Origin of the sequence: Alterileibacterium massiliense (assembly GCF_900104645.1) — a bacterium.
Classification (GTDB): domain Bacteria; phylum Bacillota; class Clostridia; order Peptostreptococcales; family Anaerovoracaceae; genus Alterileibacterium; species Alterileibacterium massiliense.
Genome location: NZ_FNWE01000002.1, coordinates 442,960 through 455,646, shown reverse-complemented (window position 1 = coordinate 455,646; position 12,687 = coordinate 442,960). Strand labels below are relative to the sequence as shown.

At 36.6% G+C, this 12,687-nt stretch carries 13 protein-coding genes; 2 read left to right on the top strand and 11 right to left on the bottom strand.

Annotated elements, in window-relative coordinates; genetic code table 11:
• The first annotated feature begins 78 nt into the window (after positions 1-78).
• Entirely contained in the window at positions 79-729 is a 651-nt protein-coding gene (locus BQ5371_RS03965) for a hypothetical protein (RefSeq protein WP_071132625.1), read from the top strand.
• 77 nt (positions 730-806) lie between these two features.
• On the opposite strand, the gene BQ5371_RS03960 is transcribed toward BQ5371_RS03965, so the two are convergent.
• A complete protein-coding gene (locus tag BQ5371_RS03960) occupies positions 807-2,138 on the bottom strand; it encodes an MATE family efflux transporter (protein WP_071132624.1) in 1,332 nt (443 codons plus the stop codon).
• A 379-nt stretch (positions 2,139-2,517) separates the two neighbouring features.
• Between BQ5371_RS03960 and BQ5371_RS03955 the strand changes: the two genes are divergently transcribed.
• Complete coding sequence (locus tag BQ5371_RS03955) at positions 2,518-3,264, top strand: 16S rRNA (uracil(1498)-N(3))-methyltransferase (RefSeq protein WP_071132623.1); 747 nt, start codon at positions 2,518-2,520, stop codon at positions 3,262-3,264.
• Between the two features lie 49 nt (positions 3,265-3,313).
• Here BQ5371_RS03955 and BQ5371_RS03950 read toward each other — a convergent pair whose 3' ends face one another.
• The 10 genes from BQ5371_RS03950 to BQ5371_RS03905 form a co-directional block, all read right to left on the bottom strand.
• Positions 3,314-3,718, bottom strand: a complete 405-nt coding sequence (locus BQ5371_RS03950; protein ID WP_071132622.1) for a thioesterase family protein — start codon at positions 3,716-3,718, stop codon at positions 3,314-3,316.
• A gap of 74 nt (positions 3,719-3,792) precedes the next feature.
• Positions 3,793-5,262 (bottom strand): aminoacyl-histidine dipeptidase, encoded by a 1,470-nt coding sequence (locus tag BQ5371_RS03945; RefSeq protein WP_071132621.1) that lies wholly within the window; start codon positions 5,260-5,262, stop codon positions 3,793-3,795.
• Position 5,263: 1 nt separating this feature from the next.
• Positions 5,264-5,629 (bottom strand): hypothetical protein, encoded by a 366-nt coding sequence (locus BQ5371_RS03940; protein WP_071132620.1) that lies wholly within the window; start codon positions 5,627-5,629, stop codon positions 5,264-5,266.
• 12 nt (positions 5,630-5,641) lie between these two features.
• On the bottom strand, positions 5,642-5,992 hold the full coding sequence (locus BQ5371_RS03935; protein WP_071132619.1) for a PqqD family protein: 351 nt from the start codon (positions 5,990-5,992) through the stop codon (positions 5,642-5,644).
• Entirely contained in the window at positions 5,982-7,907 is a 1,926-nt protein-coding gene (locus BQ5371_RS03930; RefSeq protein WP_071132618.1) for an OPT family oligopeptide transporter, read from the bottom strand. The genes BQ5371_RS03935 and BQ5371_RS03930 overlap by 11 nt, the downstream gene beginning before the upstream one ends.
• Positions 7,908-8,069: 162 nt before the next feature.
• Positions 8,070-8,591 carry a ClbS/DfsB family four-helix bundle protein gene (locus tag BQ5371_RS03925; RefSeq protein WP_071132617.1) on the bottom strand — a complete coding sequence of 174 codons (522 nt, stop codon included), beginning with the start codon at positions 8,589-8,591 and terminating at the stop codon, positions 8,070-8,072.
• A 75-nt stretch (positions 8,592-8,666) separates the two neighbouring features.
• Positions 8,667-10,067: a 23S rRNA (uracil(1939)-C(5))-methyltransferase RlmD gene (gene rlmD, locus BQ5371_RS03920; RefSeq protein ID WP_071132616.1), complete on the bottom strand. Its 1,401-nt coding sequence runs from the start codon at positions 10,065-10,067 to the stop codon at positions 8,667-8,669.
• Positions 10,068-10,070: 3 nt separating this feature from the next.
• Positions 10,071-11,042, bottom strand: coding sequence for a DNA-binding protein WhiA (whiA, locus tag BQ5371_RS03915; protein WP_071132615.1), 972 nt, complete (start codon positions 11,040-11,042; stop codon positions 10,071-10,073).
• The gene (gene rapZ, locus BQ5371_RS03910) at positions 11,042-11,914 is read right to left on the bottom strand and encodes an RNase adapter RapZ (protein WP_071132614.1); all 873 of its coding nucleotides are present in this window, start codon (positions 11,912-11,914) and stop codon (positions 11,042-11,044) included. Before rapZ ends, whiA begins: the two co-directional genes overlap by 1 nt.
• 1 nt (position 11,915) lies before the next feature.
• Positions 11,916-12,686 (bottom strand): PHP domain-containing protein, encoded by a 771-nt coding sequence (locus tag BQ5371_RS03905; RefSeq protein ID WP_071132613.1) that lies wholly within the window; start codon positions 12,684-12,686, stop codon positions 11,916-11,918.
• Position 12,687: the final 1 nt, after the last annotated feature.

Sequence of the window (12,687 nt, the reverse complement as noted above, 5' to 3'; positions counted from 1 at the left end):
TAAATTTTTTATGAGTGAAGATTTGAAAAAAACTTTATTGGTGCTAAAATATTAGAAGTATAAAAAGGAGAATAGATAATGGATTTAGAATATTTAATTCCAAAAAGAGTGAGCGAAGATTTAAAGTCATATATTCTCATGTGGGAAAATTATATGAATAAAAGAGTTGTTTTCTCTGAGTTTGGGAGTGAAATTCATACTAACAGACACTGCGGACGGGTTCTTCTTTTCGCAGAACTCATTTGTGAGGAGTTAAACCTAGATGATGACATAAGAGATGCCCTTGCTATGGCTTCAATATTTCATGATTCAAGACGCCTTGAGGATGGTCCTGATGTTGGCCATGGTGGTAGAGCAGCCAGATATTACAAGGAGTTTTGCGAAAGCAAGGTCGGTATGCTTCCCCTTCCATTTGATATTCGTACATTTTTTGCAATCGCTTATCACGACAGAAATGATGTGCTTGGGATAAAACAGATTAGCGATTATTTTAAAAATGAAAAAGAAAGAGAAGATGCGATTCTAATATATAATATTTTCAAAGATTCTGACGCTCTTGACAGGTGGAGACTTGGACTTGCTGACGGGCTCGATCCATCCTATCTTAGAACCTCACCTGCGAAAAATATGATAGATTTCTCAAAAGAAACCGTAATAAAATCTATGGACGGCAATGCTCCAAAAGATATAGCAGAGCTCAGAAGAAGATTTTTAGAAAAAAGGAAATGAGCAATTTTTAGATGCAAGAATATTAAGGGCAGAATTTTTTCATAATGTGCATTGGGTGCAAATATGCCTAGTGCGATTTACAAATAATGATACTCGCTTTTATACTTATTGATGAAAAACATGGATACCATAATTGCGAGAAATTCTGCGACAATTATAGAAGAAAATATTCCGGCTAGTCCAAATATCCTAGGCAAGATGAGAATTGATGCTACCTGAAATACCAAGGTTCTTCCAAAAGCAATTGTTGCTGAAACCTTTCCATTGTTAAGTGCTGTAAATAGTGATGAGGCATATCCATTAAATCCAATCAAAAGATATGCTATAGAATAAATTCTAAAACCGTGTGTAGTCATATGAATCAGCTCGTCACTATAACTAAAAAATATTTTTACTAGAGGGATTGCAAATAGCTGTGCGGAGGCAAAGGATATTAGAGAAGCAATTCCTATTATTTTAATGCTCTTTGAAAATAGACTTCTAAGTTCTTTATAATTTTCCGAGCCATAGTGATAGCTTACGATAGAAGAACTTCCAAATGCGTACCCAAATAATACTCCCGTAAATATGAAATTGATATACATTATAACGCCAAATGATGCAACACCTTTTTCGCCTGCAATTTTCATAAGCTGTAAATTGTATAGCATATTTACAAATGAAGATGAGATTATCGTCATAAATTCTGACGCTCCATTGCTTAGCACCTTTATGAGAGGTCTAAATTTGAATCCTGCTTTTACCAAGTTTAGTTTGCTCTTGTTAGGAATGATGAAATAGATTAGTGGTATGCTTCCCCCGACGATTTCGCTTGCAACAGTAGCCCACGCAGCACCCGCGACTCCGAAGCCCAAAATTCCAACGAACACAAGGTCGAGGACCATATTTGTCACCCCAGCAGCTATTGTGATATACAAACCAAAATGTGGTCTTGCAGCGGTCACCATGAAGCTTTGAAATGAGGTCTGTAGCATAAAAAATGTTAGCGAAACCATAGAAATTCTTCCATAAATTACGCAGTCATCAATCATTATATCCGTTGCACCGAGGATTCTAGCCATCTTAGGCATAAAAACCGCCATAGCTATAGATAGGCATATTCCAAGAAATATAAGAATATAAATTAGCATAGAAAAAATCTCATTTGCTCTTTTTTCATCATGCTGACCTAGGGTCATTGCAACTAAAGCATTGCCACCAGTACCGATCATGAATCCCACAGCACTTAAAATAATTATTACCGGCATTATAAGATTTACAGAGGCAAAGGCTTCTGCTCCAACATAATTTGACACAAAAAATCCGTCTACGACCCCGTAAATCGATGTGAAAATCATCATCAAAATCGACGGTAGAGTAAACCTGATAAGCTTCTTATATGTAAAATGTTCATTTAATTCAATCTTCATATTCTATATTCTATATTCTATATTCCATGTTCTATATTCTATGTTTGTATTCGATATTTAGATGGTCTTTATTCCAAATTTAGATAGTATTTATTTTGCAATCTTTATGCCTCAATATACCTCAATTGATAAACTCTTTTTATCCCAAATTTTAAAATAGATGCTAAAATTAGATGCAAATATAATTATACAAAATTTAATTGCTTTTATACTAAATCTTATATAGTATGTTTTAAGCAATATGTTTTAAATAGTATGCTTTAATTGTATTGCTTAAATAGCATATCTCAATAATATGTGCTAAAAGTATATTCTAAAAAACCTGTCAATGCAATTTGCAAATTAATTTATTTTGGGCGAATAATTTGGGTGAATAAAAATGCAACAATATTTTTTTAATGATTTAATCGGCGAAGATAAAATTGTCATAAGCGATAAGGATATGGTTAATCATATGTTTAATGTTATGCGTCTTTCTACAGGAGATGAAGTTGTTTTGGTTGACCAAAATGGAATAAAATATCTGGCCGAGCTTAGTGATGCAAAATCCCATATTTTCAGAATAAAAAAGGCCATAGATGAAAATCTAGAGCTTCCTATAAGAGTTTCCATTGCCTCCGGTTTTCCAAAGGGTGATAAGATGTCTTTTATTTCTCAGAAGGCAACGGAGCTTGGTGTTTATGAGATATTTGGCTTTCCTGCTGACCGCTCAGTTGTTAAATGGAATGATGCGAAGCTCGATAAATTAATGGCCAAATTACAGAAAATTGTCAAGGGTGCTGCGGAGCAAAGCAAGAGAAATCATGTACCCGAGCTTAAACTTTTCAAAAGAAAAAATGACCTTGTTGAAATCTTTGAAAAATTCGACAAAGTCATAATTGCATATGAAGAATCTGCCATGGACGGTGAAAGCTTCGTTCTTTCAAATGTGCTTAATCATATCGAGCCAAGTCAAAAAATACTATTTGTCTTTGGTCCAGAGGGTGGTCTAAGCGGAAGCGAAATAGACCTTTTTACTTCAAAAGGCGGAATCTGTGCCGGCCTTGGGCCTAGAATAATGCGTGCGGAAACAGCTCCTATCTACGCCCTATCCGCTGTGAGCTACGCTCTCGAGCTAAATTCCTAAGGTTTTCACTGTGCTTGCGATGAGTCTTTGACCCTTTTATTTATTATATTTATTTGTTATTTTTAGCTTTTTCAACCTTTGCATTTACATTAGCAAGGAATTTTTCATTGTCTACAATGAACCTCTGATGTTCACCCTCTGATATATCGTCCAGCTCATCTTTGCATCTTACTTTAAATACAAGCCTCGACCTGTCAATTTCGACAAGCTCTGCCTCGCAGGTAACTTCCATTCCTATAGGTGTTGCTGCCTTGTGGTCAGTAGAAATTGAAATACCAACAGTTCCTTGTCCATCTTCTAGATGCTCGTCAGCAAGAGCCTTGCAAGTCCCCTCCATTAGAGCAATCATATCAGGAGTGGAAAACACCTCAAGCCCACCGCTACCAACTGCAGCCGCTGTATTAGTTTTATCAACTGTTATCTTTTCTTCGTTTTTTAATCCTATTTTTAGCATCTATACTCCTTTTTAATTATTATGATTTTTATTTTTATGATTAATTTTTTATGATTTTATTACTATATAAATTTTTATTTGCAAGCCTCAAGTATTCCCAGTAAATATTTCCAAGTCCTCTCTACAGAAGAAATTGAAAGACTTTCGTCCGATGTATGTACTCCTTCCATATGAGGTCCTATGGATACTGCGTCGAAATTACCATCGTCCATCTTGCCTGCAAAGAGCCCACATTCAAGTCCTGCGTGGATTGCCTCAACTCTAGGTTCTTTCTTATATTGCTCCTTATATACATTCACACATATTTCTCTAAGCGAAGAATCTGCCCGATATTCCCAGCCAGGATATGCACCGCTATATTCAACTTTTCCGCCCATTATTTTTGCAAGATTATCAAGCTTATGGCATATATTATCTCTTCTTGTATCTATTGAACTTCTAACCGAATAGAGTGCTGTAAATTTATCTTCAATAGTTTTTAATGCGCCGAGGTTTAGGCTGGTTTCTACCAATCCTTCAATTTCCTTGCTCATGTGCTGTATACCATAAGGCGTGTTCATCAGCCATGTTAAGAGCTTTCCCTTGCTCTCCTCATCAAACACCTTTACTTTTTTCAAAGCTTTTTCAGCTGCCCAAGAATCCTTTTCGAGCTTTAAATTAAATGACGGATCAGGCACCCTTAATTCGTGTGAGATTTCTTCTGATATTCTTGAGATTTCCTTTTTTAGCTCATTCTCACAGTCATTTGAAATTAAAATCTTTGCATCCGCTTTTTTGCAAATTGCATTGTCCTTATTTCCACCATTAACCTCAATCAATTTATAATCAACCTTCTCGGCGAGCTCATATAAAACCCTGCCCATAAGGATATTTGCATTTCCATGTTCTTTGCCAATTTCAATTCCTGAATGTCCACCGAGCAGACCATCTATTCCTATCTTATAAATCAATCCTTCTTTTTCTTCTCTCTTAATAGGAATAATTGCCGTCGCAGATACTCCACCTGCACAGCTTACAGTTATAACTCCCTCTTCCTCGGAGTCTATATTTATCATCTTCCTAGCTTCAATTTTAGAAACATCTATAGCTGCTGCTCCTATTAGCCCTACTTCTTCATCTACAGTAAATACACAGTCGAGCTTAGGATGTTTGTAGCAATCTTTGTCCAAAATTGCCAGTGCCATTGCTACAGCAATTCCATCATCTCCGCCTAGAGTCGTGTCCTTTGCACGGAGCATATCACCGTCAATATATAGCTCAAGTCCGTCCTTTGTCATGTCTATCTTGCTATCAGGCGTCTGCTCGCACACCATATCGATATGTCCTTGAATCATGACGGGTTCACTATCTTCATAGCCAGCCGTAGCAGGCTTGCTTATTATTACATTTCCTACTTCATCTTGGTAGTATTCTAAATTTCTCTCTTTTGCAAAGTCTACCAGATAATCGCTTAATTCCTTTGTATTAAATGAGCCATGCGGAATTGATGCAATTTTTTGAAAAAAATCAAAAACTTCACGAGGCTCTATTTGTAATTTTTCCATCTTACTTCTCCTTTTCGGGAAGCTTATAGCATGTCTTCCCTTTAATTTTAACCTTTGATATATGATTTCTCCTTATCATGTAGTCGATAAGTTCTTTTTGAAAATTTTTGCCATTCGTAATTACGGCAGTCTTTTTTGAATAAAACTCCCTAGCTTTAACCTCTTTAATGAGGTATCCAATGCCATCTTCAGTAACAGTATCATGATCTTTTAGATATTTTACGACTATCAATGCTGCATTATTTAGAAGCATCTCTGTGAGCCTTTCATTCTCTGTCACTTTTTTTCTCAAACCTATCATGTATAGGATTGCAGTGATTACCGCAAACATTAGAATTGCAATTATTAGGATCAGAGTGTGATTCATATATCTCCTCGCTTAAATTAAGTCTATGTATTTAACATCTACGAGAACTTGCATGAACTTAACAAGTCTTGGATAAAGTGGCTCTGCATCTTCTCCAAATTCCTCTTTAAGCATCTCTCCGATTTCAATTAGATTACGCTTACCATCTATAGAAAGCCATATAAAACTACCTAGTTCATCAAGGTCAATATTGCTCTCCTTAGGGGTGCCAAAGAATTTCTGTGCAATCTTATTATAAAATCCGCTATTCTTCTGCACTACTGTTACAAGACCATTACTTTCATTCCAGTCAAGGTCCCTGCGAATTGCAGGGACCTTTTCCAGATAGTTTTCCATTTTTATTTCTTTTTTTCTAGTCATCATATTTTGCTGTCTTTGTTTTCTTCTTTAGACATACCTTTAGAAGCGTTGCAACTAATAGTGCAAAGAAAATCAATGAACCTATATTACCTAGGCTGAAGTTTCCTGAAATATCAATTGCTTCTCCAAGAGTTTTTCCACCTGACATCTTGATTATTGCAAATACAGCAAGCAATATACCGACGATTCCCTCACCGGCAATCATTCCAGATGAATAAAGCACTCCATTGCTTATAGCCATCTCTCTTTCTTCCTCTGACTTGAATTTTCTCTTCTGTACAAAGAGTTTTACAAATCCGCCTATCATTAGAGGTACCGATAAGTGAATTGGAAGATATAGACCAATTGCTACAGGTAGAACAGGTATTCTCAAAATCTTCATGATGATTGCAAAGAATACTCCGATGAATACAAGTACCCATGGTAGATTTGCATTCATTACTCCCTCGATTACCATCTTCATTAGAGTTGCCTGTGGAGCTGGAAGTTCTTTACCACCATATCCCCATGCAGCATTTAGAAGATATAGAACGCCAGCGATAGCAAGTCCTGATGCAAGCGTACCAATTATTTCACCTATCTGCTGTTTGTATGGACTAGCTCCAACGATGTATCCAGTCTTAAGGTCTTGTGACATATCACCAGCCATAGCTGCTACGATACAGATAACTGTACCTATCATAATTGCTGAAACCATTCCAGATGTTCCGGTAGAGCCAGAAATCTTAAGTAATAGAGTAGATATTATGAGCGTAGCTATTGCCATTCCTGATACAGGGTTGTTAGAGCTACCTACGATACCTACCATTCTAGAAGATACTGTAGCAAAGAAGAAACCGAATAGAATGATTATAAGTGCACTACCAAATCCAATTGGAATACCTGGTGTTGCAACGAGTATCGCTACTACGATCGCAAGCATCAATAAGAGATATTTAGCACTTAGGTCTTTATTCTGACGATTTATAGAAACAACGCTGTCCTTATCTTTGATGCTCTTCATGCTATCCCTGAATGTACGGATTATCAATGGTAGAGAGCCAATAAGTGACATTATTCCTCCGGCAGCAACTGCTCCTGCTCCGATATATCTTACATAATTTCCCCATAGACCCCATGTGTCCATACTGCTAATTGGTTCAGTTGAAGGGAACATAACCATATCTCCACCAAAAGCCTTAATTGTAGGCATGATGATGAACCAAGCCATGGTAGCACCTGCAATCATATATGAAGAAATTATAGGTCCGCATATATATCCTACGCCGGCAAGTGCAGGAAGAACATCGACACCTATTCCGGAGCCATCATATTTCTTGAATGCCCAGTCAGCTTCACTTGGGAATAGTTTAATTCCGTCTGCTATGAACTTGTAAAGTGCTGCAATACCAAGTCCTTTGAATACTGTAGCTGCATCAGCTCCGCCCTCTTCTCCGGCAACAAGAACTTCTGCACAAGCCATTCCCTCTGGATAAGGTAAAGTACCATGCTCTTTAACTATCAATGCACTTCTTAGCGGTACCATGAATACTATTCCAAGAAGTCCGCCACTTATACATACGAGAGCTATTGTTAAATATCCCGGAGGAGTACCTGCTCCTTCCGCAGCCCACATGAATACTGCAGGAAGTGTGAAAATTGCACCTGCTGCAAGAGATTCTCCAGCAGAACCGATAGTCTGAACCATGTTATTTTCCAAAATTGAGTCTTTCTTCAAGATAACACGGATAACTCCCATCGAAATTACCGCTGCAGGAATTGATGCCGAAACTGTCATACCAACCCTTAGCCCAAGATATGCGTTCGCTGCACCAAATACTATAGCTAGAATTATACCTAGAATTATCGAAGTAACCGTAAATTCAGGCATTACCTTGTCCGCAGGAACAAAGGGCTTAAATTCTTTTTCTTCGTTCATTTTAATTCCTTTCTGATAACTTTTACTATGCTTTATCTTTCGGTCGCAACTAGATTATGATTAATATTCATTAAAAATGATTATTATTCACAACACCCTGCCATTATAACTTATTTTTATATAAAAAGCAAAGGCTAAAACTTTGTTAAAATACACAAATTCCTAGACTTGCATAAGTTTTTTCCACTTCCTTATCTTCGTTCTAAAAGTTCCAAAAGGTGCCACAGTATTTATATGTATAAATTTATATACTTCCCATGTAGCTGTTTTGGTCGCTTCGTCTGCCCATTTTCTCATATGAGGTTTAAATAATTCGTCTTCGCTAAGCGAGTCTATCATCTCATATATGGAGCTTATATTTTCTCTTAATATCTCTTCCAGCTCCTTTAAAGTTAAATGGGCATAGGTATCTGTAAAATGTTTATATAATTTACCAAGCTCATTCCACTTAAAATCTGCTGATGGCGTTTTCACCTCTGCTCCATTTCTCTCATCTTCTTCCCATTTTAGAAGAAGCGTCGTCCAGCCAACTTGATAAGCTAGATTTTCCGCTGGAGTTCTATCAACTTCACTAGCTCTAATGTCTTTTAATTCCTCTGGAATATTTTGAAATTCTGAAATATATTTTTTAAAGCTCTTTTCAATTTCTGCTTTCAATTCTTCTTTATCTTGATATGTTTTCAAAACTTTCTCCCCTTACGATTTATTTGCAAAGAAATTTATATTAATAGATAGGTATTTAAACGCACAGATTTAAGCTTATCTCTGCGATAATGATAATAGAGAAACGCTTTCTATTGACATGGTATTTGGAAACATTTCAACAGGCGTCGCCTCTATAAAATCATACCCATTGAGCTCAAGATATTTAATGTCCCTTGCAAGTGTTCCCGCATCACATGATATATATACTATTCTATCAGGTTTAATTTTAGCGAGAATTTCAAGCAATTTTTCATCTGCACCAGCCCTCGGTGGGTCTATTATAGCTACCTTAGGGATATTGCTTACATCCTTATTTAAGATTTGCTCCAATTTTTCAATGGCTTTATCAAGGCAGTCCTCTGCTTTTCCATGATAATATATTGCATTTACAATACCATTTATGCTCGCATTTCTATTAGCATTAAGTATTGCATCTTTTACACTTTCGATACCCAGTACAAATCCTGCTTTGTCTGCCATGCTAAGACCTATCGTTCCAGTGCCACAGTAAATATCAAGCAAAATTTCGTCACCTCTAAGATTTGCATATTCTTCTGCTTTCTCATATAAGGCTACCATTTGCTCAGTATTTATCTGATAAAAAGATGCTGGTGAAATCTCAAATTTAAGACTTTTCTCATCTTTGAATGTGACTTCATCGGTTATCGTATCTCTTCCTGCAACAATCTTTAACTTATCAATTTCAGAATGTTTTCCATTCTTACTTACTAAAGCTAGGGCAACGCTTTTAAGCTTGTACCCAGCCGAATCAATTAAAGAATCTTCGATCGCATATACTATTTCCTCCGCATTATCAAGCTCTTTTCCTATTATTTCAAGGATAAGCATGACTTCACCTGAGCCTTTACAAGCCTTGACGGTAAATGCTCTTAAAGATGATGCCTCGCCTTTTTTGTAATTTATTATTCCCTCTTTAATCAGTCCTCTTATGCAATTTGCAACCTTAATAGATGCCTCATTCTGAAGCTGGCAGGTCTTACAGTCTATTACTTCACTGCTCTTTCTTTTATAAAATCCTACCTCTCCATTTGAACCTATGGAGTATCTAGCCTTGTTCCTATATCCGGTAGGCTGCTCCGCAGCAATCACCTCCCTGACAACCGGACCGGTGATTCCTGCGAGTCGAGCAAGCTTCTCCTTAACCGTATTACGCTTTAGCTCGACCTGCTTCTCATATCTAAGATTGAGAAGCGAGCAGCCACCACATATCCCAAAGTATTCACAGCTAGGATTAATCCTGTCGCTCGACGGCTTTAAAACCTCTATTAGCCTTGCAATAGCATATCTCTTTTTTAATTTAATTATCTCGGCTTTGACAAAATCTCCTATAACTGCATTAGAGACAAAGATGGCAAGGGAGTTAAATTTTCCTATGCCCTTGCCGTCTTCCGTCATATCTTCAATCTTTAGTTCGATTACATCACCCTTATTCATATATTAAATACTCTCCTTAAGCTTTTCAGCAATTTCCTTAAGCTTCGCAAACCTCTTGGTAACTGCTGATTTTCCTACCGGCTCGGCTAAGGAATTTCCAATTTCAGTCAGGCTTGCAGACGGATTTTTTAATCTTGCATTTGCAATCTCATTTAAGCGAAGCGGAAGATTATCCACTCCCATGTATTTATCTATAAGTTCTATATCTTTAAGCTGTCTTTCAGCCGCAGTTATGAGCCTATCTACATTAGCATTATCACAATTTGAAAGCCTCATAGCTTCACCCTTGATTTTTCTTTCAAGCCTGATATTTTCAAAATTCATAACTGCAAAATCAGCTCCCATTATTCCGAGCATATCACTGATATAATCTGCTTTTTTTATATATACTATATTTTGATTCTTCCTCTTTGAAATATTTGCTCTCATTTCAACAAAAGAATCTATCAATTTTTTTAAATCCTGTGCAAGTCCATCTCTTTTTATAACAAATTCGAGATGATAGCTTTTCTTCGGATCGGAGATAGTACCGCAACCTAAGAATAAGCCTCTAAGATAAGCTTTTTTCGCACTTTTTTTAGATATTATCGGCTGATAGATTCCATCTGAAAGATAGTCATCACCCTCTTTAATCATGAGTATTCCCGTCTCTCTAAGTATTCTATCGCTTTTACCCTCATGACCTATTTTTAATGAGTACCTATAACCACTGCTATAATGTTTTCCACTACCGGGAGCTTCAGATTCGCCTATTTCAAGGTCAGCAGAAGAACCAAAATAATCCCTTATTAGCTTTTTAAAATGCCTTGCTATAGCGGGATTTTCAGTGGATGCCACTATGCTCATCTTCCCGCTTCCATTAAGCCTTATGCTTCCCGAAACCCTTAGAAATCCTGAAATTTCAGCTAACATATCCTCTTTTTTCTTTATTTCGAGCCTAGCAAGCTCTCCTTTTACATCAGAAGAAAAACTCATTATCCCTTATTCCTATTCAAAAAATCGAGATCCCTATGATTTATGGTCACGAGCTTTCCATCCTCACGAAAAATTTCTGCAACCCTGTTAGCTACAGCAACCGAGCGATGATGTCCTCCAGTGCAGCCAAAGGCTATATTGATATGATGCTTTCCCTCTTTAATATATCCAGGTATCAGCATATTTATTAGCTCTATAAATTGTTTTACAAATTCCTCCGCTATCTCATGTCTAAATACATAAGATGAGACCTTTTTATTATTTCCTGTCAGCTTCTTTAAGCTCTTTACATAATAAGGGTTTGGGATAAATCTAACATCAAATGTAATATCTGTTTCCATTGGAATGCCATATTTATATCCAAAGGAACTTATATTTATATGAAATGGGCTTGAGCCCTTTTGACCTATAATAACGCTCTCCATCTCCGCATGAAAATCTGATACCTTTAATCCTGTAGTATCTATTACAAAATCCGCTCTCTTTTTCATTCCGTCGAGCTTTTCTTTTTCAAGTCTTATAACATCTGCCGTCGCTCTACCACCGGTTAATGGGTGGCTTCTTCTCGTTTCATTATATCTTCTAACAATCGTAGGAATGGCAGCTTCAAGGAAGAGCACTTTTACTGTCAAATCCTTCATCTTTTTAAGCTCATCTACGATATTTTCAAGTTCCGAAAAAAAAGCCCCAGACCTCACATCGGCAACAAAGGCTGCCTTTTTAACTTTTTTATTTGAAATGGAGAGCTCTATGAAATTTTTCATAAGCATAGGTGGCATATTATCTATACAGTAATACTTGTGTTCCTCAAACCAGTCAACTGCATTAGTTTTACCTGCACCTGACATTCCAGTTATTATCATTACTTCCATACTAGCTCCTCCTTTCCAAATTGACAACTCTACTTATCTCTAATCCCGATTTTAGTACCTTATCTATTGCGAGGCCAACTTTACCGACTTCGCGAGGTCTATGTGCATCGCTACTAATAATAAATTTAATATTGTATTTAGCAATTTCATAAATATCATCTACTGTCAAATTATTATGTCTATTATTTATTTCAATCAGCGTATGATTTTCTTCGCAGGCCTTGACTATTTCATCCTTATAAAATGGTGCCTTATCAAATGGGTGGGTTAACACCCTTATATCATTTTGATATAAGGCTCTTATTACCATATTCGTATTATTTGAGCGAAGCCTTTCATATCTTCCCCTTGGCATAAATCTTCCATATGAAATTATATTTTTCATCGTCTGTCCGCTTTCACAGCCCAGATGATAACCGGCTGTAAGATAATCAAACTTATCAATGTCTTTTTCTTCGATGTCTATTCCACTAGGGGTATCGATAATATTTGCTTCTACGCTTAAATGGATTTTAATATCCTGAATTATTTTATTTGCTTCTTCAATATCTTTTCTAATTTTAGGCAATTCTGAAATTTTTATTCCATAAAACCTATGTGCCGGTCCATGGTCTGTGATTGCTATTTCACTTATTCCAAGCTCTCTTGCTCTTTTTGCATTTTCAATTATTCTGCCCTTACCATGCTTATATATCTTTGAAGATGAATATATCGTATGAGTGTGGTAATCTCCAATCAGTTTTAAATTATTGACAATATCAAGATTAGCCATT